21 protein-coding genes are annotated in these 23780 nt (G+C 64.0%); 3 read left to right on the top strand and 18 right to left on the bottom strand.

Annotated elements, in window-relative coordinates; all coding sequences use genetic code 11:
- Positions 1–102 precede the first annotated feature (102 nt).
- The 11 genes from bioB to VSR82_RS14230 all read right to left on the bottom strand — a co-directional run bounded on the left by bioB (position 103) and on the right by VSR82_RS14230 (position 12769).
- A complete protein-coding gene (bioB, locus tag VSR82_RS14280) occupies positions 103–1182 on the bottom strand; it encodes a biotin synthase BioB (protein ID WP_429461134.1) in 1080 nt (359 codons plus the stop codon).
- Positions 1127–1975 carry a dethiobiotin synthase gene (bioD, locus tag VSR82_RS14275; RefSeq protein ID WP_429461132.1) on the bottom strand — a complete coding sequence of 283 codons (849 nt, stop codon included), beginning with the start codon at positions 1973–1975 and terminating at the stop codon, positions 1127–1129. Before bioD ends, bioB begins: the two co-directional genes overlap by 56 nt.
- Complete coding sequence (bioF, locus tag VSR82_RS14270) at positions 1972–3156, bottom strand: 8-amino-7-oxononanoate synthase (RefSeq protein WP_429461130.1); 1185 nt, start codon at positions 3154–3156, stop codon at positions 1972–1974. Before bioF ends, bioD begins: the two co-directional genes overlap by 4 nt.
- Positions 3156–4517 (bottom strand): adenosylmethionine--8-amino-7-oxononanoate transaminase, encoded by a 1362-nt coding sequence (gene bioA, locus VSR82_RS14265; RefSeq protein ID WP_429461128.1) that lies wholly within the window; start codon positions 4515–4517, stop codon positions 3156–3158. Before bioA ends, bioF begins: the two co-directional genes overlap by 1 nt.
- Positions 4518–4965: 448 nt before the next feature.
- Positions 4966–6273 (bottom strand): dienelactone hydrolase family protein, encoded by a 1308-nt coding sequence (locus VSR82_RS14260; protein WP_429461126.1) that lies wholly within the window; start codon positions 6271–6273, stop codon positions 4966–4968.
- Between the two features lie 613 nt (positions 6274–6886).
- Complete coding sequence (locus tag VSR82_RS14255) at positions 6887–7342, bottom strand: YchJ family protein (protein WP_429461124.1); 456 nt, start codon at positions 7340–7342, stop codon at positions 6887–6889.
- A 7-nt stretch (positions 7343–7349) separates the two neighbouring features.
- Positions 7350–8480 carry an acyl-CoA dehydrogenase family protein gene (locus VSR82_RS14250; protein ID WP_429461122.1) on the bottom strand — a complete coding sequence of 377 codons (1131 nt, stop codon included), beginning with the start codon at positions 8478–8480 and terminating at the stop codon, positions 7350–7352.
- A gap of 41 nt (positions 8481–8521) precedes the next feature.
- Positions 8522–9199 carry an SDR family oxidoreductase gene (locus VSR82_RS14245; protein WP_368583317.1) on the bottom strand — a complete coding sequence of 226 codons (678 nt, stop codon included), beginning with the start codon at positions 9197–9199 and terminating at the stop codon, positions 8522–8524.
- Between the two features lie 27 nt (positions 9200–9226).
- Positions 9227–10435 carry an acetyl-CoA C-acetyltransferase gene (locus VSR82_RS14240; RefSeq protein ID WP_429461120.1) on the bottom strand — a complete coding sequence of 403 codons (1209 nt, stop codon included), beginning with the start codon at positions 10433–10435 and terminating at the stop codon, positions 9227–9229.
- Between the two features lie 72 nt (positions 10436–10507).
- On the bottom strand, positions 10508–12325 hold the full coding sequence (gene aceK, locus VSR82_RS14235) for a bifunctional isocitrate dehydrogenase kinase/phosphatase (protein WP_429461118.1): 1818 nt from the start codon (positions 12323–12325) through the stop codon (positions 10508–10510).
- 39 nt (positions 12326–12364) lie between these two features.
- On the bottom strand, positions 12365–12769 hold the full coding sequence (locus tag VSR82_RS14230; protein ID WP_018436808.1) for a MerR family transcriptional regulator: 405 nt from the start codon (positions 12767–12769) through the stop codon (positions 12365–12367).
- 158 nt (positions 12770–12927) lie between these two features.
- Here VSR82_RS14230 and VSR82_RS14225 point away from each other — a divergent pair, with 158 nt between their 5' ends.
- On the top strand, positions 12928–14001 hold the full coding sequence (locus tag VSR82_RS14225; protein ID WP_429461116.1) for an MBL fold metallo-hydrolase: 1074 nt from the start codon (positions 12928–12930) through the stop codon (positions 13999–14001).
- Between the two features lie 105 nt (positions 14002–14106).
- Here VSR82_RS14225 and VSR82_RS14220 read toward each other — a convergent pair whose 3' ends face one another.
- Entirely contained in the window at positions 14107–14598 is a 492-nt protein-coding gene (locus VSR82_RS14220; protein WP_498857770.1) for a lysozyme inhibitor LprI family protein, read from the bottom strand.
- A 622-nt stretch (positions 14599–15220) separates the two neighbouring features.
- On the opposite strand from VSR82_RS14220, the gene VSR82_RS14215 reads away from it, so the two are divergent.
- Both VSR82_RS14215 and VSR82_RS14210 read left to right on the top strand, forming a co-directional pair.
- On the top strand, positions 15221–15688 hold the full coding sequence (locus tag VSR82_RS14215; protein WP_429461112.1) for a hypothetical protein: 468 nt from the start codon (positions 15221–15223) through the stop codon (positions 15686–15688).
- Positions 15651–16256, top strand: a complete 606-nt coding sequence (locus VSR82_RS14210) for a hypothetical protein (RefSeq protein ID WP_498857769.1) — start codon at positions 15651–15653, stop codon at positions 16254–16256. Before VSR82_RS14215 ends, VSR82_RS14210 begins: the two co-directional genes overlap by 38 nt.
- A gap of 94 nt (positions 16257–16350) precedes the next feature.
- Here VSR82_RS14210 and VSR82_RS14205 read toward each other — a convergent pair whose 3' ends face one another.
- The 6 genes from VSR82_RS14205 to argS all read right to left on the bottom strand — a co-directional run bounded on the left by VSR82_RS14205 (position 16351) and on the right by argS (position 23329).
- On the bottom strand, positions 16351–17937 hold the full coding sequence (locus VSR82_RS14205; RefSeq protein WP_429461108.1) for an ABC transporter substrate-binding protein: 1587 nt from the start codon (positions 17935–17937) through the stop codon (positions 16351–16353).
- A 280-nt stretch (positions 17938–18217) separates the two neighbouring features.
- Positions 18218–19036 (bottom strand): helical backbone metal receptor, encoded by an 819-nt coding sequence (locus VSR82_RS14200; RefSeq protein WP_429461106.1) that lies wholly within the window; start codon positions 19034–19036, stop codon positions 18218–18220.
- Between the two features lie 3 nt (positions 19037–19039).
- A complete protein-coding gene (locus VSR82_RS14195; protein ID WP_410848232.1) occupies positions 19040–19813 on the bottom strand; it encodes an SDR family oxidoreductase in 774 nt (257 codons plus the stop codon).
- A 15-nt stretch (positions 19814–19828) separates the two neighbouring features.
- Positions 19829–20467 (bottom strand): thiol:disulfide interchange protein DsbA/DsbL, encoded by a 639-nt coding sequence (locus VSR82_RS14190; RefSeq protein ID WP_176109704.1) that lies wholly within the window; start codon positions 20465–20467, stop codon positions 19829–19831.
- A gap of 176 nt (positions 20468–20643) precedes the next feature.
- A complete protein-coding gene (locus VSR82_RS14185) occupies positions 20644–21459 on the bottom strand; it encodes an SPOR domain-containing protein (RefSeq protein WP_368583328.1) in 816 nt (271 codons plus the stop codon).
- A gap of 79 nt (positions 21460–21538) precedes the next feature.
- The gene (argS, locus tag VSR82_RS14180; RefSeq protein WP_410848230.1) at positions 21539–23329 is read right to left on the bottom strand and encodes an arginine--tRNA ligase; all 1791 of its coding nucleotides are present in this window, start codon (positions 23327–23329) and stop codon (positions 21539–21541) included.
- Positions 23330–23780: the final 451 nt, after the last annotated feature.

The following is a 23780-nucleotide window of genomic DNA, read 5'->3' as shown; positions in this document are numbered from 1 at the left end:
GCGTTTAGCGTAAAAAGAAAAGGCTGCCTCGCAAAACGAGGCAGCCTTTTTTATTCCCGCACGCTTAGCGCATGCGAGTTACCGATGCAGCGACTCCGCGACTCAATTCGCCGCGCCGTGAACCCCATGCCCATGCGCACACCCATGCTCGCAGCCACTCTGCTCGACCGGCATCTGCTGCGCAGCCTCAGCGCGAATGCCCAGCCGCGCGAGCAGCTTGCGGTCCGCTTCCGCCTGCGGGTTGCTCGTGGTCAGCAACTGGTCGCCGTAGAAAATCGAATTCGCGCCCGCGAGGAAGCACATCGCCTGCAACGCCTCATCCATCTGTTCGCGGCCGGCCGATAGACGCACCATCGCGCGCGGCATCGTGATGCGCGCAATCGCGATCGTGCGCACGAATTCGAACGGATCGATCGGTTCGGTGCCGGTCAGCGGCGTGCCTTGCACCTGCACCAGATTGTTGATCGGCACCGATTCCGGATACGGCTCCATGTTCGCGAGCTGCGCGATCAGCCCCGCGCGTTCGCGGCGCGATTCACCCATGCCGACGATGCCGCCGCAACACACGTTGATGCCCGCGTCGCGCACACGCTCGAGCGTGTCGAGGCGATCCTGATAGGTTCGCGTCGAAATGATCTGGCCGTAGAACTCCGGCGACGTATCGAGGTTGTGGTTGTAGTAGTCGAGGCCCGCATCGCGCAGCGCTTGTGCCTGATGCGTTTCGAGCATGCCGAGCGTCACGCAGGTTTCGAGGCCCATCGCCTTCACGCCGCGGATCATGTCCTTGATCGGCTCGAGGTGGCGGTCCTTCGGATTGCGCCACGCGGCGCCCATGCAGAAGCGCGTCGCGCCGTTGTCCTTCGCGAGTTTCGCTGCGGCGAGCACTTCGTCGACCGGCATCAGCTTGTCGGCCGCGAGACCGGTGTCGTGATGCACCGATTGCGGACAGTACGCGCAATCTTCTTCGCAGCCGCCGGTCTTGATCGACAGCAGCGTCGACAGCTGCACCGCATTCGCGTCGAAATGCTCGCGATGGGTTTGCTGCGCGCGAAACAGCAGGTCGTTGAACGGCAATTCGTACAACGCGACGATATCGGCGACGCGCCAGCGCGCGAGCGGCTTCGCTTCAGTGGCGGCGGCGCTCGTGTCGGCGCTGCCCGCTGCGATGTTCAGTTGTGTCATGTGATCGATCCTCGTGTACGGATGAAATGGGGTTCGGCGCTGCTGGGCAGCGATATGCCGCGCGCAATTGGCGCAGCGTTTGCAGAAGCCGACGAATGTCGAGCTGTTCGGCCGCAAGTTCCGGCGACAGCGGGCTGATATGCGGCACGATTCCGAGCAGCGGTGCGTCGTACGCTTGCGCGAGATGCGCGCGAATCGACGCGATGTTTTCGTCGGCGAAGGTCATATCCGGGTCGATGCGATTGGCGACCCATCCCGCGAGCGTGAGACCGCGCGCGGCGATCGCTTCGGCGCTCAGCAGTGCATGGCTGATGCAGCCGAGCCGCATGCCGACCACCAGCACCACCGGCAGCTTCAGCGCGACGGCGAGATCGGCGGTGTCCTGCGTCGCGGTCAACGGCACGCGAAATCCGCCGACACCTTCGACGACGACGACCTCGGCGAGCTTCAGCGCTTCGCGATGGCACGCGACGATGTGGTCGAGATCGAACGAGACGTTTTCCAGCGCCGCAGCGATGTGCGGCGCGGCCGGTTCCTTCAGCAGATACGGCGTGCGCATCGCGGGCGGCAGCAGCACGCTCGACGCGGCATCGAGTTGATCGGCGTCTTCGTTGTGCAGCACGCCGTTCACTTCGAACGCGCCCGCCGCGATCGGCTTCATCGCGGCCGCTCGCAGACCTTCGCGCACGAAGCCGCGCAATAGCGCCGACGACACGAAGGTCTTGCCGATTTCCGTATCGGTGCCGGTGACGAACAGCGACAGTGCGCCGCCATCGTTATTCAGGTTGCTCATGCGGCGCGCGCTCCGACTTGTTTCAAGGCGGCTTCGAGCCGGTCGAGATCCGCATGCGAGTGCGCGGCCGACAGCGAGATGCGCAGGCGCGACGTGCCGGTGGGCACGGTCGGCGGACGGATCGCGGGGACCCACAGCCCCGCGCGATCGAGCGACGCGGCGATGTCGAGCGTCGCGTCGTTCGCGCCGATGATCAGCGGTTGAACGGCCGTATGCGAATCGACGGGCAGCCACGGTGTCGCCTTCAGCATCGCGCGGGTGCGCTCGATCAGTTGCCGCAGATGCGCGCGGCGCGCATCGCCTTCATCGCCGCCGATGATGCGCAGGCTCGCCGACACGGCATGCGCGGCCGCCGGCACCGACGCGGTCGTGAAGATATACGGACGCGCGCGCTGCACGAGCCATTCGATCACGGTTGCGTGCGCGGCCACGAACGCGCCGGAAACGCCCGCCGCCTTGCCGAGCGTGCCGATCGAGATCAGATGCGGCGAGCGCAGCGCGGCTTGCGCGATCGCGCCGCGGCCTTGCGGACCGAGCACGCCGAAGCCGTGCGCATCGTCGACGATCAGCCACGCGCCGTGCCGCTCCGCGAGTTCGAGCAAACGCGGCAGCGGCGCGATGTCGCCGTCCATGCTGAACACCGTGTCGGAGACGATCACCTTGACGTCCGCTTCGGACGCTTCGAGCATCGCGCTCAACGCAACCATGTCGCAGTGCGGATAGATCTGCACATCGGCGCGCGACAGCCGCGCACCGTCGATCAGCGATGCGTGATTGAGCGCATCGGAGAACAGCGTCGTGCCGCGGCCCGCGAGCGCGGTCAGCGTCGCGAGATTCGCCATATAGCCGGTGCTGAAATACAGCGCGCGGGCATCGTCGACGAAGCCGCCCGCGAATGCCGCGAGATCGTCTTCCAACTGCGCATGCGCGCGCGAATGACCGCCGAGCAGATGCGAGCCGCCGCTGCCCGCGCCATACAGCCGCGCGCCTTCGGCGATCGCCTCGATCAACTGCGGATGCGCGGCGAGGCCCAGGTAGTCGTTGCTCGCGAAGCCGATGATTTCACGGCCGTCGACCGTCATGTGCGCGGCGCAGGGTGTGTCCGCGGTGCGGCGGCGGCGACGCAGGCCGCGTGCGTCGATTTCCTTCAGGCCTTCGGCGAGTGTGTCGAGCAGATGCATCAGCGGGCCTCCGCGAGCGTGGCGTCGAAGGTGTCGCGTGTGCGCGCGGCGAGCAGCGCGAGCTCTTCGTCGTCGAGAATGTACGGTGGCATCAAGTACACGGTGGTGCCGATCGGGCGCAACAGTAGCTCGCGTTGGAGCGCGTTTTCGAAGAAGCGGCGCGAGAATGTTTTGGCTCGCTGGGGATCGTCGATCACCGCATCGAACGCGAAAATCGTGCCGCGCTGACGCAGATTGCGTACCTGCGCGTGCTCGGCGAGCGGCGCGAGCGCGGCCTCGAGCTTTGCCGATTTGCGGGTGTTGGTGGCGAGCACGTCGTCGCTCGCGAACAGATCGAGCGTAGCGAGCGCGGCGCGGCACGCGAGCGGATTGCCGGTGTAGGAATGCGAGTGCAGGAAGCCGCGGGCGGTGTCGTCGTGATAGAAGGCCGCGAAGATCTCGTCGCGCGACAGCACGATCGACAGCGGCAGATAGCCGCCGCTGATGCCTTTCGACAGACACAGGAAGTCGGGCCACACGCCTGCCTGTTCGGATGCGAAGAACGTGCCGGCGCGGCCACAGCCGACCGCGATTTCGTCGGCGATCAGATGCACGCCGTACTGGTCGCACAGCGCGCGCAATCCGGCGACGTACGACGCGTCGTGCATCGCCATGCCGGCCGCGCACTGCACGAGCGGCTCGACGATCAGCGCGGCGATGCGGTTCGCGCGCGCCTCGAACAGCGCGCGCACATTGTCGAGCGCGCGGCGCGCGACGTCGGCGGCGGTTTCGCCCGCTTGCGCGAGCCGCGCATCGGGCGACGCGACGACATGCGCGTGACGGATCAGCGGATCGTACGCGTCCTTGAACAGCGCGACGTCGGTCACGCCGAGCGCGCCGATCGTCTCGCCGTGGTAGCTGTTGGCAACGCAGACGAATTCCTGCTTGTCGGCGTAGCCCCGGTTGCGCCAGCTGTGAAAGCTCATCTTCAGCGCGATCTCGACCGCCGACGCGCCATCCGATGCGAAGAACGCGTGGCCGAGCGTGTTGCCGGTCAACGCGTGCAGACGTTCGGCGAGCTCGACGGCGGGTTCGTGCGTGCAGCCGGCGAGCATCGCGTGTTCGAGCGTATCGAGCTGATCTTTCAGCGCCGCGTTGATGCGCGGGTTCGCGTGACCGAACAGATTGACCCACCACGAACTGATCGCGTCGAGATAGCGATGACCCGCGCGATCGTATAGCCATGCGCCTTGACCGCGCGCGACGGGGATCAGCGGCAGACGTTCGTGGTGCTTCATCTGCGTGCACGGATGCCATACCGCGCGAAGGCTGCGGGCGACCCAATCTTCAGGGGCGACCGTGGGGGCTGCTGAATTTTCCAAAGAGGTACTCCGAGGTGCTTTTTTGCCACGCACGCGTGAGGGTGATTCCAGTCCCTTTTTGAAAGGCGTTTTCGTTTTTCCGCAGACCTATTGCGGTCGCGGGGAGCGAGCCTTGGCGAGTGCGCGGGGTCGAGATTAGCGGTTTATTTCGCCGCGCGCATCAGGTGCGAAACGCACGTCTTTCGCGCTGGCGTCGAGGTTTGCCGCTGTTCGATGCAGCTCGTTCGACTTCGGGATCGAAGCTCGCCAATCGACGGAGATAGCGACGTCAAAGTAATCGGCTATTACTGGCGAGAATTTGTGGTGAAGAGGTGCTTTTGCACATGCGCGCCGCGCGAACGCTCGTAGCTCTCATCGTGCAACGGCGGCCCGAATGCAAAAAGGCCTGCTGAATCAGCAGGCCTTCGACACGTCGGAACCGGACTCGAATCCGGATGCTATGCGTACCTCACTCCCGGCTCGCAATCGCTTTACGGCTATTCGCATCGGCATCCCCCGCATCCGCCGTCTGCGAGTTCTGATTGCCCCACACGACCGAATTATCGACCGCATACAGCCGGCACGGATCGGAGCTCTGCTTCTGGCAATTCGCCACCGCCACCGACATCGGATCGTCGCCGCCCTCGGCCCACGACCACGCGCCCGAATCCGACACCGCGAATGCGCGGCTCGGATACTGATGCAGGAAGTTGCGATAGCCATTGCGGCCCTCGTTGTCGAGGAACGGCACCGCGTCGACCGCGTCGAGCGCGGCGAAGCCGGTTGCCTTCGGCGCGGCCGGATCGGCGACGTGATACTGCACGGCCGTCGGCATGCCGGCGCGCGCGAGGAACGCTTCGACGGCCGGCCACCACACGCGCACGCCGTCGCGATCACCGACCAGCCGATGCGCGTCGTTCTTGTACTTGCCGAAGTCGACCATCTTCACGCTCGCGCCATGCGCGCCATACGCGGCGTACATGCCGGCGACGAGCGGCGCGTTCCACACCGAATCGTTATCGCCATAGAGCCACAGCGACGGCACCGTGGTCTTCTCGCCATACGCGCCGAATGCGCGCGTCAGATTGCCTTGCCAGTCCTCGCAGGCGTCCTGGCGCAGGCCGCCCGAGAAATTGATCAGCGCGCGCACGCCGGGCGCCGCTTCGGTGCCGTACGCAATCGTCGCGAGGCCGCCATGCGAGGTGCCGGCCACCGCGATGTGCGTCGCGTCGACATAAGGTTGCTTCGACATGTAATCGATCGTCGCGGCAACGTCGCCGGCCTGGCCGAGGCCATTGCGTTGGACGTCGCAGCCGTCCTGCTCGTACACGCCGCCCGAGTGGCCGAAGCCTTGGCGGTTCGGCGCGACGACCACGTAGCCGCGGCGTACGAATTCGCGCGCGAACGGCAGCGGGTCGCTGCGTTCCTGTGTGCGCGGATCGCCCGGAATCTTGCCGTGGTTGAACACGATCATCGGGAACGGGCCGGGGCCGTCCGGCTTATAGATCGTGGTTTCCAGCGTGACAGTGCCGGCGGCGTCGACCGGCACGCGGATGATCTTTTCGTTCAGGTGAGCGGTGGGCAGGTAGACATCGTCGTCGAGCGCGAGGCGCGGCACGCGGGCACGCGACAGCGGTCCCTGGGTGTCGCTGGACGGCGTTGCGTTGTGTGCCGAAAGCGACGAGTAGGCGAGCGGATCGGCGTGCGCGATCGCGACTGCACACGTGGCCGCGGCGCAGATCGCCGCACACTTCGTCAGAACCTTGCTCAACACCATTGACGCACCTGCTCGAAAGACCTGTCCTGAACTCCGTGCTGTCCGGTTGCCAAAAACGCTGCTGACGTTCAGCTTTCGTTCGCGTTTTCGACACAAACAGACTCACTCACGTGCGTAGTGCGCAAAGCGCACGCACGCAAATCGAGATCGCACGGGATGAACCCAACGGCCGACGCGACCCCACGCGCCGAGGATGAGCGTCACTCGATGCTGCCGGAGTCTGCGCGGCGCGCTTTCGATCAGCGGCCGGTCAGGCTTCCTTTGCATCTTGCGGAACGGGTGTGACCCGCTCTCGCAATGTGACGTCATGAAACTACGGACTCATCCTGGCACGACAATTTTGTTTTGTGCAATCAAGGAGAACCCGCGACGAAAAAATTGCTGCATGCCGAATGAGGCCTCAAAGCCTTGCCAGGCAAGGGCCGGGGACAGGTGGCGGGAAGCGCCGGGTAAAGGTCTGTAAGTGCTGTGGTGCGAGGCCAACGAAGAACCCTGCGCGAGTGGATCGAAAAAAAGGCCCTGTCAGAGGGCCTTTTATGAGTTTTGTAGAGAGCGAACGAAAGACATGAGAAAGCTGCGATGCGTAATGCAGCGATTACTTAATCAGTGCTTGCTACTCATCGACATCGCCATCGACATAACGCCAGCGGCCATCATCGCCACGCAGGAAGCGGCTCAATTCATGCAACCGATGCGCACGTCCGCCCACTTTGTAGCGGGCGATGAATTCGACGGTCGCGTGATCGGCATCGCTTTCGGCGAACGCTTTGATCTGCAGTCCGAGCCACCGCGGCGCGTCGGGTGGGGCGGGATCGACGTCGAGAGCGGCGGGGCAGGTGCGGGGGTCCCACGTCGCGCGCAGGTAGTCGGTTGCGCCAAGCACGTACGCGCTATAGCGCGAGCGCATCAGTTCGAGCGCGCGCGGCGCCGCTTCGCCGCCGTCGATGTAGCGGCCGCAGCATTGCGCGAAACGCGGGGCCTTCGTCGCGGTGCCTCCGCGTGCATCAGGCGCGGCGCCGCCGCATGGACAGTCGACAGGTCTTTGCAGTGACAACAATGGCTTATTCATTGAAATTTCAGTTGAGCGCGCGAGCGATCAGGATCTTCTGGATATCGCTCGTACCTTCGTAGATCTGACACACGCGCACGTCACGGTAAATCCGCTCGACCGGGAAGTCGGTGAGATAGCCGTAGCCGCCGTGAATCTGCAACGCGGCCGAGCAGATGCGCTCGGCCGCTTCGGAAGCGAACAGTTTCGCCATCGCGGCTTCGGTCAGGCACGGTTGGCCCGCGTCCTTCAGCGACGCCGCGTGCCAGATCAATTGACGCGCGGCTTCGAGTTGCGTGGCCATGTCGGCGAGACGGAACTGCACCGCCTGGTGCGAGATCAGCGGCGCGCCGAAGCTCTCGCGTTCTTTTGCGTAAGTCAGCGCCGCTTCGAACGCGGCGCGCGCCATGCCGACGCTTTGCGCGGCGATGCCGATGCGCCCGCCTTCGAGCCCCGATAGCGCGATCCGGTAGCCTTCGCCTTCCGCGCCGATCAGGTTCGCGGCCGGCACACGGCAGTCCTCGAACACGATCTGCGCGGTGTCCGACGAATGCTGACCGAGCTTGTCCTCGACCCGCGCGACCACATAGCCCGGCGTGCTGGTGGGCACGATGAACGCGCTGATGCCGCGCTTGCCGGCGGTCTTGTCGGTGACGGCCATCACGATCGCGACGTCGCCGTTCTTGCCGCTCGTAATGAACTGCTTGACGCCGTTGAGCACGTACGCGTCGCCGTCGCGCGTCGCGGTGGTGCGCAGCGCCGACGCATCCGAGCCCGCTTGCGGCTCGGTCAGGCAGAACGCGCCGAGCATCTCGCCGCGCGCGAGCGGCGTGAGCCAGTCGCGCTTCTGCGCGTCGTTGCCATAGGTGAGCAGGATGCTGCACACCGGGCAGTTGTTCACCGAGATCGCGGTCGACGTGCCGCCATCACCCGCCGCGATTTCTTCGAGGATCAGCGCGAGCGCGAGCGCGTCCATGCCGGCGCCGCCATACGCGTCGGGCACCAGCACGCCATAGGCGCCGAGCTCGGCGAGCTGCCGGTGCACGTCGCGCGGAAAGGTGCGTTCGCGATCCCATTGCGCCGCGTATGGCGTGATCGCTTCGCGCACGAAGGTGCGCAGTGCGTCGCGCACCATCAGGTGATCCTGGTCAAGCACCATGAGTGTGTCTCCGAGCCGATGATCCGATGCAACCTGGTCGTCTACCAGTCGAGCTGCGTACCGTCGTGCTGAACGAAGCGGCCGTGGAACGCGTCGCGCGATGCCGCCGCCTGCGCCAGCACCTCGCGCATGCCCGCGACGCTGCGCGCCGGATCGAGCGCGGCCTGCGCGCCACCCATGTCGGTGCGCACCCAGCCGGGATGCAGCGACACGCAGGTCGCGCGTTGCGCGTCGAGCGACGCGAGCTTCAGCACGGCGTTCAGCGCCGCCTTGCTGGTGCGATACAGCCAGCCCGTCGTGCCGCTCGCTTCGGCGATGCTGCCCATGCGGCTCGAAATCACCGCGAGCACGCCGTCCGTTTCCTCGACGAGCGGCAGCAGGATCGGCAGCAGCTGCATCGGGCCGCGCACGTTCGTGTGCATCACGTGATCGAAGTCTTCGGCGGTGATCGTCTCGATGCCTTCGGTGCGCGGACCGTACACGCCCGACACCACGATCGCGACGTCGAGCCGTTCGCCGTCGAGCTTCCAGCCGAGCGCTGCGATCTCTTCGGGCGCGGTGACGTCGAGCATGAAGGTTTCCGCACCGAGCTCGTTGAGCGCGTCGAGCGCTGCGCCGTCGCGCGCGGTCGCGAGCACGCGCCAGCCGCTCTTTCTGTACTGCCGCACGAATTCCTGGCCGATGCCACGCGACGCACCGACGATCAACACTGTTTTCATCGTATTCCTCGAAGTTTGGTCAACGCTTCAGATCAGTTCGATACCCATCGCGGTCGCCTCGCCGCCGCCGATACACAGCGTCGCGACGCCGCGCTTCAGACCGCGATTCTTCAGCGCGCCGATGAGCGTAACCAGGATGCGCGCGCCCGAGGCGCCGATCGGATGGCCTAACGCGCACGCACCGCCGTTCACGTTGACCTTGTTGTGCGGCAAATCGTGCTCTTTCATCGCGGCCATCGTGACGACCGCGAATGCTTCGTTGATCTCGTACAGATCGACGTCGCCGGCGCGCCAGCCGTTCTTCCCGAACAGCTTGCGGATCGCGCCGACCGGCGCGGTGGTGAACTTCGCGGGCTCCTGCGCGAACGTCGAATGACCGACGACGCGCGCGAGCGGTGTCACGCCGAGCCGCTTCGCGGTCGACTCGCGCATCATCACGAGCGCGGCCGCGCCGTCCGAGATCGACGACGAGTTCGCCGCCGTCACGGTGCCGGTCTTGCTGAACGCGGGCTTCAGCGTGGGGATCTTGTCGAGGTTGGCCTTGAACGGCTGTTCGTCGCGCGCGATCGTGACGTCGCCCTTGCGGGCCGCCACCGTAACCGGCGCGATTTCCCAGTCGAACGAGCCGTCCTCGTTCGCGCGCTTCGCGCGGTTCAGCGACTCGACCGCAAACGCGTCCTGCGCCTCGCGCGTGAAGTCGAACGACGCCGCGCATTCCTCGGCGAACGTGCCCATCAGACGGCCTTTGTCGTACGCGTCTTCGAGGCCGTCGTAGAACATATGGTCGATTACCTGGCCGTGGCCCATGCGCATGCCGCCGCGCGCTTTCGGCAACAGATACGGGGCGTTCGTCATGCTTTCCATGCCGCCCGCGACGATCACGTCGAGCGAGCCCGCGGCCAGCATGTCGTGCGCGAACATCGCCGCGCGCATGCCGGAGCCGCACATCTTGTTGACCGTCGTGCAGCCGGTGGCGAGCGGCAGACCCGCGCCGAGCGCGGCCTGGCGCGCGGGCGCCTGGCCGAGGCCGGCGGGCAGCACGCAGCCCATCACCGCTTCGTCGATCTGCTCGGGCTTCAGACCCGCGCGCTCGACGGCCGCCTTGATCGCGACCGCGCCGAGTTGTGGCGCGCTCAGCGACGCGAAGTCGCCCTGAAAGCCGGCCATCGGCGTGCGCGCCGCGCTGACGATCACGATCGGATCGGCATGGATACCACTTTGAATTGCGTCACTCATGTTTGAGCTCCTTGGTCATAGCTTGGATGGCTACCGCCGCGCGTGGCCTGCTGCGAATCCTCGTGAGATTCATCAAGCCACGCGCACATTCGGCTGGTTCGCCTCTGCATCGGCTGCGTCGGCGAACCGCTCCGGATAACGCACGCAGAAGCGCACGCTCTGGTCGTACGGGAAAAAATCGGGCAACTCGCCCTTCAACAGAAAATCCTTGTATCGCTGCCACAGCTGGGGCTCGAAGAAATCCGCGTGATGCCGCATGAACGAGCGGCGCACACGCGGATCGCCAAGCAGGAACGTGCCGTACGTCTCCGGGAAAATATCGTGCGGACCGACCGGGTACCACGGCTCGTCCGACATTTCGTCTTGCTCGTTGCGCGGCGCCGGCACCGCGCGCACGTTGCAGTCGGTCAGGTATTCGATCTCGTCGTAGTCATAGAACACGACACGGCCATGCCGCGTCACGCCGAAGTTCTTGTACAGCATGTCGCCGGGGAAGATGTTCGCCTGGATCAGCTCCTTCACCGCGTTGCCGTATTCCTTGATGCCGTGCTCGATGTCGTCGTCGTTGCCGTTCTGCAGGAACAGATTGAGCGGGATCATGCGTCGCTCGATGTACATGTGGCGAATCACGAGGTTCTCGCCGTCGTATTCGATCAGCGACGGCACTTCCTTCTCGAGTTCGCGCAACAGCGTTTCGTCGAGCCGCGCGAGCGGCAGCGCGACGCTCGAATATTCGAGCGTGTCGGCCATGCGGCCGAGCCGGTCGTGACGTTTGACGAGCAGATACTTCTGCTGGATCTGCGCTCGCGTGGTTTCCTTCGGCGGCGGAAAGTTGTCCTTGATCAGCTTGAACACGTAGGGGAACGACGGCAACGTGAACACGAGCATCACGAGACCCTTGATGCCGGGCGCGACGATGAAGCGGTCGCTCGAATGCTTGAGGTGATGCAGCAGATCGCGATACAACAGATTCTTGCCCTGCTTCTGCAGACCCAACGACGTATAGATTTCCGCCTTCGGCTTGGCCGGCATCACCGTGCGCAGAAACTCGACATACGCGGACGGCACTTCCATGTCGACCAGAAAATACGAGTGCGAGAAGCTGAAGATGATCAGCAACTGCTCGCGCTTGAGCAGCACGGTGTCCAGCGCGAGCACGCCCGGTTTCACGTGACGCAGCGGCACCGCGAACGGCAGCAGCGTGTCGCCGTTGATGATCCGCCCGACGATATACGCAGCCTTGTTGCGATAAAACAGCGACGACAGCACGTGAATCTGGAAATTCGCCGCTTCGTCGAACACGCCGAACGCTTCGCGAATCGACTGCACCGCACAGGCGACGTCGCGTGTCAGATCCTCGAACGGCGGATCGAGCTGGAAGTTCGTGACGACCCGCTCCAGCGTTGCGGCAAGTCCGTCCGTGCCGGGGTAATACGCGCGATAGGTCGGCTTCGCGGCCGGTTCGTCGTTCTCGATGTATTCGGTCGAAATCGCCGGGCGCACGAAAATGAAATCGTTGTTGAAGTACGAGCGGTGCAGGATCTTGCAGGAAACCGAATTAAAGAAGGTTTCCGCGCATTCGGGCTGACGGTGCGTGGTCAGAAGACCGATGTAGTGCAGCTTGATCTGCTGCCACACTTCGCTGTCGATGTTCTCCGCGTCGTATTCGTCTTCGAGCAGGTGCACGCATTCCTGCACGCGATCGTCGTACGACGCGATGCGCTCGCGCGCGAGCTTTTGCAGGCCGTGCCAGTCGCCGGCTTCGAACAGCGTCTTCGCATGGATCGCCGCGTCGCGAAAGATCCGGTAGTGACGGTCGAACCCTTCGAGCATCGTCTGCGCGACGTCGAAACCGATTTGCGACGATAACAGTTTGGGGAAGTGATTCATCACGCGCGCTCCGCAAACGCCGGTCAGAGTCAGGCAGCTTCAGGCAGGTTTCGCGTCGTGCCTCGTGCCATCGAGCAACGCGCGCGCCTGCGCTTCGTACTGCGCGAGATCTTCGAGCGTCGCGTCGAGATCTTCGCGCTGACGTTCGAGCACTTCGCGGTGACGCGCGACCGTCGCGAGAAACGCGTGCAATTGCGGCACGGTGTCGGTCGGCGACTCGTAGACGTCGAGCAGGTCACGGATCTCCGACAGCGTGAAGCCAAGCCGCTTGCCGCGCAGCGTGAGTTTCAATCGCGTGCGGTCGCGGCCGGAATAGACACGTCGCAAGCCGCTCGAACCCTCGCGGCTCGGCGAGAGTAAACCCTGGTCTTCGTAGAAGCGGATTGCGCGTGGCGTGACGTCGAATTCGCGCGCGAGTTCGGTGATCGTGTATTGCGTATTCATCGGGACATCTCGTGGCCGCTTGGCCGGCACAAAACCGGATTGGACGATAGAATCGACGTTTACGTTATCGTCAACCTGAGCGGAACGCAACTACAACCAGGCCGACCGGCATCGCATACGTGGCCCTGCCGGAGAGTCGTCGGAGGAAGACAGTCCCCATGAATTCACTCGAACACCAACTCCAATACCCGTTCAACGACACGATGCCCGACTCGGGCCGCACGATGGAAGTCGCGCCCGGCGTGCTTTGGCTGCGCATGCCGCTGCCGTTTGCGCTCGACCATATCAACCTGTGGCTGCTGCGCGATGAGATCGACGGTCAGCAAGGCTGGACCGTGGTCGACTGCGGCATTACGTCGGACACGATCAAGGCGAATTGGGAGAGCGTGTTCGAGTCGGCGCTCGACGGGCTGCCGGTGCTGCGCGTGATCGTCACGCATTGCCATCCGGACCACATCGGCCTCGCGCACTGGGTGTGCAGCGGCGGCGAGAAAAAACGGTGGGACGCGCGGCTGTGGATGACGCTCGGCGAATACATGCAGGCGCGCGTAATGGCGACGGGCGACGGTTCGAACGCGGGCGGCGAGGCCGCGGCGCGACACTTCGCGCGGCATGGTCTGAACGACGCGGAATCGCTCGACAAGCTGCGCAATCGCACGAGCTATTACTCGAGCCTCGTGCCGGCGATTCCGGGGCAATACCGCCGATTGCGTGAAGCCGAGGACGTGAGAATCGGCGGCAGGACGTGGCGCGTGGTGACAGGCTTTGGCCACTCGCCGGAACACTGTGCGCTGCACTGTGCGGAAACCGGCACGCTGATTTCGGGCGATATGGTGCTGCCGCGCATTTCGACCAACGTGTCGGTGTTCGATATCGAGCCTGAGGGCTCGCCGCTCGAACTATATCTGGAGTCGCTCGGTCGTTACGAGACGATGCCTGAAGACACGCTCGTGCTGCCGTCGCATGGCAAGCCGTTTCGCGGCGTGCGCACGCGCATTCAGCAACTGCGCGAGCATCACGATGCGCGGCTCGCCGAAGTGCGCGAAGCGTGCGCGGAAAAGCCGCGCAGCGCCGCCGATATTGTGCCGCTGATGTTCAAGCGCCAACTCGATATCCATCAGATGACGTTCGCGATGGGTGAGGCGCTCGCGCATTTGCATCTGCTGTGGCGGGCGGGGGAATTGAAGCGGGCGCAGGATGCGGATGGGGTGATCCGGTTCGCGGCGGTGTGATCTCGGCCGTTTGCTGCGGGTGGAGAAGCGCGGACGAATAGGTCCGCGCTGGGCGAAGGCACTGAGCGGCGCAACGATGCTGGGTGTCCTCCCATGCGAATTACTTCAAGGCATGTCAGATGCAGCGTTGCGTAGTTGCTCGGGCCGCCGGTTGTTGAGTTCGAAAACGCAAGCTAAACGGCTGATTTCGTGCGCATTGCCGGCTGCACCACCGGTCAGCGAAGCTGCGAAGTCGCATTGAGACTCACGGTACAGAGCGAATTTTCTGTTTGATGCGGCGAGGTTTGCCCTGGCCTGGTTGACGTACTTGTCGTCTTCATCCCATCTGGCGAGGGTGCCAGCCATCTTCTCCTCGGCTCGTCTGAGGGTCTTCTTACTCGCCTCTGCTTTTTCTGCCAGACAGTCCCGCATCCCCGCTTGCGAGAACGCGCTGCATTCCTCGCGCAAGGCCCGCTCGCTTGCGACGGGAACCGCTGAGGCTGCAAGCACCATTGTTGGCAGGCAGGCGGCCAGGGCGAAACAGATCAGCTTTATCGAACGCATAGCGAAACTTAAAGACATGTAAAGAATATATTGAGACGGTATGCGATCGTGCATCAGATGCTACGATCCGAAGCTCGTCTTTAGTAATGGAAAAATTGCGGGGTACTGATGTTTTTCAGTCGGAGCATTATGTACGTAACGGAGGCGCGGGAATTCTCTCTGGCTTCCTGGTGGAGCTTGGTCTCCAGGCGACCCCTGACGCGCGAGGAGCACAACGAAGTAGCGCAAGCGTTGAAAACCGCGCACGAAGATTATGTGACGTGGACAAGTTCCCTACCGTGGAGGTCGAGTAATGCGGATATACATAGCCTGCGGCACCTTCTGTCCCGAACGAACGGTATAAACCTGCGGATTGACTTGATGAGCGACCACGAGGTGGCGCGGGCAATCTTTGGGTATCTTCAACAAGGCAAGCTGATATTTGTTCCGCCGCCTTTGGAGGTCAAATGGCACATCGAAGAGGTCAAGACGAAATGCAAACGCCTGCACCAAAGAGATGATCTGCCCATACCCAATCAAGTATTCGCGAAGGCCGAGATCACGCGTACTGATCTGCCTGCTTTGCTTAATCCGATTGCGCCATCGCCTGTAGCTGACATTATGGCTACTGAAGTCGGCGAAGATATTGACCGACTTGTTCGCAAGTCTCCGGGTTTATTGGCTGATATAAAAAGGCTTGGGGGAATCCGGTTGGCAGATCGAGAATGGCAAGCCGCATGGGGGCTCATATACCAATCGCTACAACAAGGTCATCACCCTGGACGGAGATCTCCTCAGCCGCCCAAGCGCATATGTGCAAGTCTTATCCCACGAGGTCGGACATGCGGCGTACTCCTATGACGAGGATGTCTCATCAAAGGCGGCCTATGTGAAGGGCAAGCTCGAAGACGAGGCTGCAGCAACGATGAGCAATATTCGCGCGCAGCGGGAGAATCTTGCCAACCATGGCCCGAACATTGGCGTTGCTGGCGCAAACAGTGCAGCTTACAACGCCGCATACGACAAGTACTTGCAGGACGGAAACGCCGCGGCCTGCAGGGCAGCAATCGGGACTGCATTCGGCGACGAAGTCACGTCGAACACGGGACAGAGGTACGCAGATTACTATGGAAGCTGGTATTACAAAACTTCCGCGTTCCGGTAATCGGACCGGGGTGCTTGCAGCACTGTGCCTGGCGGGATGGTTTGGCGGATGCAGCCTCGCGGCTGGACAATATGGAAAGGATTCACAGATGACTCAACCGGACATGACACTGTGGCAGACCATCGACTCTTTGGTGCAGCAAATTCCATTCACTAAGGAAAAGGTCGAAAGCGTGCTGGCGACTGACCTTGTCGGCAGAGATACCAGCAGAGAGTCAATCCAAAATACCGCATTCCAGTTTTATGTCGGCGGTCCTGCGAAGATGGCAGATGGTGTCGTGATCGGCAATGTGGATTTACGGGTCCGGCACACTGGAGGGCATCCTGGTTTTCTTGCGCTCGGGAGATTGAGCGGCGAATGCGTCACGCTCGCGATGGTCCGTGCGCATTACAGCAACCTCAAGATTACCGACTCTCCGCGCGGACATTCACTGGATGAAACCACGGCATATTCAGCTTTTCTGCCGTGGGGAACCTTGTCCTTCGCTTTCGCTGAACGTAATCGTGATTGTCTCGAAGGGGTATCGGTCGATCCAATAATCGCCGCAGCAGACAGCGCGGTGAAGTAACGGGCGAACTGTATCGGCCGGAAACGCTGGACATAAAAAAGCCGACCCGTGAAGGTCGGCTTTATTCTTTTCCGGTTTCAACCGCAGCACAAAATCACTGCACCACCACCGCCCCAAAGTTCTGCCGTCCAAACGGACTCACGTGATACCCGCTCACGTTCGTACGCGTGATTGCGGCCGCGGTCGGATAGCCGAGTGGAATCCACAGCGCTTCATCGTGGATGATCTGCTGCGCGGCTTCATACGCTTTCGTGCGCTTGGCGATATCCGACGTTGCTCTGCCGTCGGCGATCAGCTTGTCGAGATCCTGATCGCAGAAGCGCGCGAAGTTGATGCCCGACTTGACCGCGTTGCAACTGAAGAGCGGCGACAGATAGTTGTCCGGATCGCCGTTGTCGCCGGCCCATCCCATGAACAGCGAGTCATGCTGGCCTTGCTTCGCCTGCTTGATCAGCTCGCCCCATTCGATCACCTTGACGTCTGCCTTCACGCCGATCTTCGCGAAGTCGGCCTGCAACAGTTCGGCACCGGCCTTCGGATTCGGATTCAGCACGCTGCCGTTCGGACGCACCCAGATGGTCGTTTGGAAGCCGTTCGGAAAACCCGCGTCGGTGAGCAACTGCTTCGCCTTCGCCGGGTCGTACGGCCAGCCCTTGATCGAGTGGTTGTAGCTCCACGTATTCGGCGGAAACGGGTTCACGGCCGGCGTCGCGGTGTTGTCGAACACGGTCTTCAGATACGTCGTGCGGTCGAACGCCATGTTCAGCGCGGCGCGCACCTTCTGGTTGTCGAGCGGCTTCTGCTGCGTGTTCAGCGCGACGAAGGCCGTCATGAACGCGGGCGTCTGCACGATCGCGAGCGACTTGTCCTTCTTCGCGTCGGCGAGATCCTGCGGCTTCGGCGACAGTGCGATCTGGCATTCGCCAGCCTTCACCTTCTGCGCCCGCACGGTTGCGTCCGGCGTGATCGCGTAGATCAGACGCTCGATCTTCGGCTTCGGCCCCCAGTAGGTGGGGTTCGCGTCATAACGGATCACCGCGTCTTTCGTATAGCTCTTCAGCACGAACGGCCCGGTGCCGATCGGCTTCGCGTTGAGGTCGACCTGCTTGCCGGCCTTCAGCAACTGGTCCGCGTACTCGGCCGAATAGATCGACGCGAAGCCCATCGACAGGATCGACACGAACGTCGCGTTCGGCTCGTTCAATTCGAACTTCACCGTGTTGTCGTCGACCTTGGTGATCGACTTGATCAGCTTCGGCAGCCCCATCGATTGCGCGTGCGGGAAGCCGCTCGCGCCCGCCACCTTGTGCCACGGATTGCTGTCGTTGAGCATGCGGTCGAACGTGAAGATCACATCGTCGGCATTCAGCGCGCGGGTGGGCTTGAAGTAGTCGGTGGTCTGGAACTGCACGTTCGGACGCAGGTGGAACGTGTAGGTCAGGCCGTCGGGGCTCACTTCCCACTTGTCGGCGAGCGCGGGCACGACCTTCTTCGCGGCTTCATCGAACGACACCAGCGAGTTGAAGATCACGTCGGCCGATGCATTCGTCGTGACGAGCGAATTGAACTGCACGACGTCGAAGCCGTCGGGGCTCGATTCGGTACAGACAGTCAACGGTTTGGCGAGCGCGAGCGCGGGCGCCGTGAGCAGGATGGCGGCTGCGAGCAGATTGAAGCGCATAGGATCTCCGGTAACGAGCGCAGTCAGGCAGTGCGTCTGGTTGTGTTTATGGCGGCGATGCGTGAGCGGGCAGGAGAGCGCTCCCGGCGCGCGCGTCGCCACGATTGTGATACGTTCCCGGCGCCGCCATACAGGTCGGGCGATCCCGGCCTGAAGCCGAGATGCCTGCCTTCGAGGCCTGGCCGGCGGCGCGCCTTCGCGAAAGCTTATCGAAGGGCCATTATGGCGACAACAATTTAATCGACATATCCATATGGGGCGGCGCGGCTGCGTTGCGGCATCAGGCCGCCGTGGCCTGGCGCAGCAGGTAGCCGATGCCATCGATTGCGCGCACGCCGTACCACGACGTCATTTCCCCATCGATCAGCTCGATGCGCTTGCCGGTGAACCGCGGATCGCGCGCGAGCGCATCGCGATGCGCGGCCGTGAAGCGGTACGGCTCGCTCGACAGCAGCACGCGCTCGACTTGCGCGAGCCATGGCGCGGTGTCGAAGTCGAGCGTGGGGTAGCGCGTGGCGCCGACGCTGCCGCCGTGCACGTTGGGCAATGTGTGCCAGTTCACGAGACGCAGCATCGCGGCGATGTACGTGTCGCGCGCGACGCTCATCCACGGTTCGCGCCAGATCAGGTACAGCACGTTCTGAGCGGCGAAGGTGTGTGCGGCGGCTTCGCGCAGACGCGCATCGAGCGCGCCGCTCAAGCGCCGCGCTTCTTCTTCACGTCCAAAAATCGCGCCGAGCAGCTCGTACAGCGCGAGGTTGTCGCGCGGCGTCTGTGGATGAGTGACGACGATGTGCGGCACGAACGCGCGCAATTGCTCGACGGTGTCGCGTTCGTTTTCGTCGATATTGACGATCAGGTGGGTGGGGCGCAGTGCGCGGATCGCGTCGACTTTGACGGCTTTCGTGCCGCCGATCTTCGGCACCGCGCGGACCTTGTCGAGAGGATGCGCGCAAAAGCCGGTGCGCCCGACGATCTGCCGCTCAAGCCCGAGCGCGAACAGGGTTTCGGTGAGGCTCGGCACCAGCGACACGATGCGCGCATCGGCGCCCGCGGATTCGTGCGCGACGCCGGCTGCATCGACCGCACGGGGCTGCATGGCTTACTCGGTGGCGGCGCGCGGCTTGCGCGGCGCGCGTTCGAACACGCGATCGTAGAGCCAGCGCGGCAGCGCGTGCAGCAACATCGCGGCCACGCGCATCTGCCACGGAAACACCGCGAACGAGGTCTGCCGTTCGACCGCCCGCGCGACCTTCGCCGCGAAGCGGTCGGCGTCCATCAGGAACGGCATGTTGTACGGATTGTGCTCGGTCATCGGCGTGCGGATATAGCCGGGCGCGATCGTCACGACACCGACGCCGAACGGCCGCATCTCGACGCGCAAAGCTTCGAGATACTTCAGCGCCGCCGATTTCGACGCGCTGTACGCGCCCGAGCCCGGCAAGCCGCGCACACCGGCGACGCTCGCAATGCCGACCAGCGTGCCGCGTTTCGTGTCGGCCATCGCGGCGGCGAACGGCTCGAACGTCGCGACCATCCCGAAGTAATTGATGTCCATCACCTCGCGAAACGTGCGTAGATCGCCGTGACCGGTCAGCGCGCCGCGGCTGATGCCGGCGTTGGCGATCACGACGTCGGGCAGGCCGTGCTCGCCGATGAAGCGCGCGGCCGCATCGGCGAGCGCTTCCGCGTCGCGCACGTCGAGCGCATAGATAGAGACAGTGTTCCGGGGATGGGACTGCTGGAACGCGGCGAGCGCGTCGCCGCGGCGGGCGACGAGGCCGAGAATCGCGCCGCGCCGTGCATATTCGCCGGCGAGCGCGAGGCCGATGCCGCTCGAAGCGCCGGTAATGAAAACCTTCAGTGGAGAGGTCATACCGGCGCCTCGTGATTACATCTTTTTGGCGCGGACTTGCGAGACGAGGTAGTCAAGCACCTGGATCGTGCCCGGCAGGGTGCCGGTCGCGGCCGGGCCGGTCAAATACTTGCCCTGCACGGCGAGCGTCGGCACGCCGTCGATCTTGAACCCGTCGAGCAGTTTCTTGTCCTTTTGCAGCGCGCTTTGCGTCGAGAACGAGTTGTACGCTTCCATGTACTTCTTCGGATCGACGCCGAACTTCGCCAGGAATTTGGTCTGGTCTTCCGGCGTCAGCAGATAGTTCTTGTTGACGTGGATTTCGTTGAAGACCTTCGGCGTCAGTTCGTTCGCGAGGCCGAGCGCGTCGAGCGCGTGGAACATCTTCGAGTGCGGGATGAAGTCGTCGCGGAAGGCGACCGGCACGCGGCGGAACACGACGTCCGGGGCCTGCTTCTTGACCCATGCTTCGAGGAACGGGTTGAATTCATTGCAGTGCGGGCAGCCGTACCAGAAGAATTCGATGACTTCGATCTTGCCGGCCGGCACGTCGGTAGGTTGCGGCGTGGCCAGCACGGTGTAGTCCTTGCCGGCGACCGGCGCGGTCGGCGACGCATGCGCGCTCGCCGCGATCAGGCCCAGCGAGAGAAACAGGATGCTCAGCAGTTTTTTCATGTCGTGTAGACCCAGATAAGGCGGTAGCGCGGCGACGCCATGCGAAAGGCCCGTCACCGCTGGTGGGATTCGGTGTGGTCGCCCGCCACAATACAGGTCGAAGCGGCCATCGTGCTTGTGACTCGCGCGTCGCGCCGATAGTTCGACGCGCCGCGCGAGCCGGCATTACCGTTTATTTATTGTTTGGTGAAGCGGATCACGGCGGTATCGACACCCGCGTCCGACAGACGCTGACGGCTCGAATTCATGTCCTCGAACTTCGAGAACGGCCCGATGCGCACGCGGTAGTACGTGACGCCGCCGGCATCGCGCTGCGTGACCTTCGATTCGAAGCCCTGGAACGCGAGGCGCGCGCGCTGCTGTTCGGCATCGGCGGCGGTCTTGTACGCGCCGACCTGCAGGAAGTAGCCGGTGTTCGCGTCGCCCGGTGCGGGTGCGGGGGCGGGCGCGGCAGCCGAGCCAGGCTTGACGTTGGCCAGGGTGGTCGTGCTCGGGCTCTTCGGCGCCGAGCCTGCCGCAGTGGCGGCCGGCGCGCTCGAGGTCTGCGGCTTCTTCGCCGGCGCGGGCGCGACGATGCCGCCGGTGCCGTTTTCCTGCGCGGGGCTCGGTGCGACCGCCGTGCCGTTGTTATTCGCATTGCCGCCCGACGGCGGCACTTCGACGATCTGCGGTTCTTCGAGCATGCCCGACTGGGTCTGCGCGTTGGTCTGACCCGGCGCGGTGTTCGGCGGCGCCGGTTGCGCGGCCTGCGGCACCGGCTGACCCGGCGTCTTGCCTTGCAGCGGACGGTTCGGGTCGTATTGCGCCTGGCTCGCGCCGTTGTCGGTCGGCGCCGGCGGCGCGACCTTCGACACGAACGGCGTAGGCGCACGGGTGATATACAGCGCCACCACCACCGCGATCGCCAGGCCGACGATCAGGCCCAGCACGATGCCGAGAAAAGTGCCCCCGGTTTGCTTCGATTGCTTTGTTGTGCGGCGTGGTTTTGCCATCGTACGAATCACCTGCAAAAAGAATCCAGGAACGGCCGCCGATTATAGCGACGGCCGCGCGCATATTACGCTGGAGGAGTTACATCTTGACGGGAGCGGAGACGCCGATCGTCGCGAGACCGTTGGCCAGCACCTGGCGCGTGGCCGCGAGCAGCGCGACGCGAGCGTTGCGTTCGGCCGCATCGTCGACCAGCACGCGCTCGGCACGATCATTGTAGAACGAGTGAAATTCGCCGGCGAGTTCTCGCAAGTAGAACGCGACCGCGTGCGGCGCGAGCTCGTCGGCGGCGTGCTGCAGCATGTCCGGGAATTCGGCGAGCTTGTTGAGCAGCGCCATTGCGCGCTCGCTCGTGAGTGGCGCGACATCTACGCTCGCGAGCGTGCTCTCGTCGAAGCCGTAGCGCGCGTTGCATTCGGCGATCACCGAGCAGATGCGCGCGTGCGCATACTGCACGTAGTGCACCGGATTCTCGTCGTTCTGCTTCAGCGCGAGGTCGATGTCGAACACGAACTCGGTGTCCGCCTTGCGCGAGATCAGGAAAAAGCGCACCGCATCGCGGCCGCGGCGGATGGTTTCCTCGTCGATCAGATCGACGGCCGCTTCCGAGCCCGGCGTCGCGCCGCCCGACCATTCGATCAGGTCGCGCACCGTCACGTAGCTGCCCGCGCGCTTGGAGATCTTCACCTCTTCGCCGTTGCGCATGACCGTGACCATCTTGTGCAGGATGTAGTCGGGGTAGCCCTTCGGAATGCCGATGCCGAGACCCTGCAGACCGGCGCGCACTCGCGCGATCGTGCCGTGGTGATCCGAGCCCTGCACGTTGATGACCTTGGTGAAGCCGCGCTCCCACTTCGCGACGTGATAGGCGACGTCCGGCACGAAGTACGTGTAGGTGCCGTCGGTCTTGCGCATCACGCGGTCCTTGTCGTCGCCGTCGTCGGTGGTGCGCAGCCACAGCGCGCCTTCCTGCTCGTAGGTCTTGCCCGCGGCGATCAGCGCGTCGACGGTTTTCTCGACCCGGCCTTCCGTGTAAAGCGACGATTCCAGATAGTACTGGTCGAACTTCACGCCGAACGCCTGCAGGTCCATGTCCTGCTCGCGACGCAGATACGTGACGGCGAAGCGGCGGATCGCCTCGAGGTCCTCGACGTCGCGCGCGCCGGTGACGGGCTCGCCGTCGCTCGCCTCGACCGTGACGCCGTTCAGATAGTCCTTCGCGATGTCGGCGATGTACTCGCCGTTGTAGGCCGACGCGGGCCAGCCTTCGTCGCCGGGGGCGAGGCCGCGTGCGCGTGCCTGAGTCGACAGCGCGAGCGTTTGGATCTGGACGCCGGCGTCGTTGTAGTAGAACTCGCGATGCACGTCCCAGCCCTGCGACTCGAGCACGTGCGCAAGCGCGTCGCCGAGCGCGGCCTGGCGGCCGTGGCCGACGTGCAACGGGCCGGTCGGGTTGGCCGACACGAACTCGATCAGCACGTGCTTGCCGGCGTCGCGCCGCGAGCGGCCGTACGCGTCCTTCTCGGCGAACACGGCGGCGATCGCGCCTTGCTTGGCCGCGGCCGTGAGGCGCAGGTTGATGAAGCCGGGACCCGCCACTTCGGCGGTCTCGATCAGGCCTTTGGCCTGCGGATTGACGAGCAGCGCATCGACGATCTGTTGCGCGAGCTGGCGCGGATTGGCGCGCAGCGGCTTGGCGAGCTGCATCGCGACGTTGCACGCGACGTCGCCGTGCGCGGCGACTTTCGGGCGCTCCAGCGCGATGGCGGGCGAGACGAAAGCGGCTTCGGTCGCGCCTTGCGTGGCGGTCGCGACCTGCTTCACCGTGTCGGCGAGCAGTGTTTCGAGTGTGTGTTTATGTGCGGGCAGCATGCTTGTTGCAAGTCCAGTGAGGCAATCCGGTAAGGCGGAAGAGGCGCCGGCCGCGGCCGGTGTCGCAAGCGTGAAGCGCGGCCGCGCTTTGCGGCGCTGATGGCTGCGCCGCTGGCAGAGCATCCCCGAGGCGATGCGACCACTCGCAACGCAAGCAGCGCAACGCGGTGGACTCCGCACGGCGGCTTGCCGTTACGCAGGCTCGCGCGGTATGCGGATTGCGGCCGATGATTCGACGCCCCCGGGTTGCCCGCGTGCGCGATGCTCGTCGAGCCGCGCCGTACGTGGCGCTGGGCGGCGTGCTTTTCCGTTCAGACGGATTTTAGCAGGTGCTAATATGTTCAATGAGTTGCCCGCGAGGGGTGTGGCCGCCGCGCCTTGCCGGCGCCACGTCAGGCGCGCGCAGTTGCCGCCCTTGGGACGCTCGTGCGCTCACCCGACATAACGAAAA

The sequence above is a fragment of the Burkholderia sp. JPY481 genome (assembly GCF_038900515.1).
GTDB lineage: Bacteria > Pseudomonadota > Gammaproteobacteria > Burkholderiales > Burkholderiaceae > Paraburkholderia > Paraburkholderia youngii.
The sequence above is the reverse complement of the archived record's forward strand: the minus strand, read 5'-3'. Positions and strand labels throughout refer to the sequence as shown.

Bases quoted from the DNA above. Each gene is read 5' to 3' on its own strand.
- bioB (WP_429461134.1), bottom strand. From the start codon at position 1,182: ATGACACAACTGAACATCGCAGCGGGCAGCGCCGACACGAGCGCCGCC.
- bioD (WP_429461132.1), bottom strand. From the start codon at position 1,975: ATGAGCAACCTGAATAACGATGGCGGCGCACTGTCGCTGTTCGTCACC.
- bioF (WP_429461130.1), bottom strand. From the start codon at position 3,156: ATGCATCTGCTCGACACACTCGCCGAAGGCCTGAAGGAAATCGACGCA.
- VSR82_RS14260 (WP_429461126.1), bottom strand. From the start codon at position 6,273: ATGGTGTTGAGCAAGGTTCTGACGAAGTGTGCGGCGATCTGCGCCGCG.
- VSR82_RS14255 (WP_429461124.1), bottom strand. From the start codon at position 7,342: ATGAATAAGCCATTGTTGTCACTGCAAAGACCTGTCGACTGTCCATGC.
- VSR82_RS14250 (WP_429461122.1), bottom strand. From the start codon at position 8,480: ATGGTGCTTGACCAGGATCACCTGATGGTGCGCGACGCACTGCGCACC.
- VSR82_RS14245 (WP_368583317.1), bottom strand. From the start codon at position 9,199: ATGAAAACAGTGTTGATCGTCGGTGCGTCGCGTGGCATCGGCCAGGAA.
- VSR82_RS14240 (WP_429461120.1), bottom strand. From the start codon at position 10,435: ATGAGTGACGCAATTCAAAGTGGTATCCATGCCGATCCGATCGTGATC.
- aceK (WP_429461118.1), bottom strand. From the start codon at position 12,325: ATGAATCACTTCCCCAAACTGTTATCGTCGCAAATCGGTTTCGACGTC.
- VSR82_RS14230 (WP_018436808.1), bottom strand. From the start codon at position 12,769: ATGAATACGCAATACACGATCACCGAACTCGCGCGCGAATTCGACGTC.
- VSR82_RS14225 (WP_429461116.1), top strand. From the start codon at position 12,928: ATGAATTCACTCGAACACCAACTCCAATACCCGTTCAACGACACGATG.
- VSR82_RS14220 (WP_498857770.1), bottom strand. From the start codon at position 14,598: ATGCACGATCGCATACCGTCTCAATATATTCTTTACATGTCTTTAAGT.
- VSR82_RS14210 (WP_498857769.1), top strand. From the start codon at position 15,651: ATGGAAGCTGGTATTACAAAACTTCCGCGTTCCGGTAATCGGACCGGG.
- VSR82_RS14205 (WP_429461108.1), bottom strand. From the start codon at position 17,937: ATGCGCTTCAATCTGCTCGCAGCCGCCATCCTGCTCACGGCGCCCGCG.
- VSR82_RS14200 (WP_429461106.1), bottom strand. From the start codon at position 19,036: ATGCAGCCCCGTGCGGTCGATGCAGCCGGCGTCGCGCACGAATCCGCG.
- VSR82_RS14195 (WP_410848232.1), bottom strand. From the start codon at position 19,813: ATGACCTCTCCACTGAAGGTTTTCATTACCGGCGCTTCGAGCGGCATC.
- VSR82_RS14190 (WP_176109704.1), bottom strand. From the start codon at position 20,467: ATGAAAAAACTGCTGAGCATCCTGTTTCTCTCGCTGGGCCTGATCGCG.
- VSR82_RS14185 (WP_368583328.1), bottom strand. From the start codon at position 21,459: ATGGCAAAACCACGCCGCACAACAAAGCAATCGAAGCAAACCGGGGGC.
- argS (WP_410848230.1), bottom strand. From the start codon at position 23,329: ATGCTGCCCGCACATAAACACACACTCGAAACACTGCTCGCCGACACG.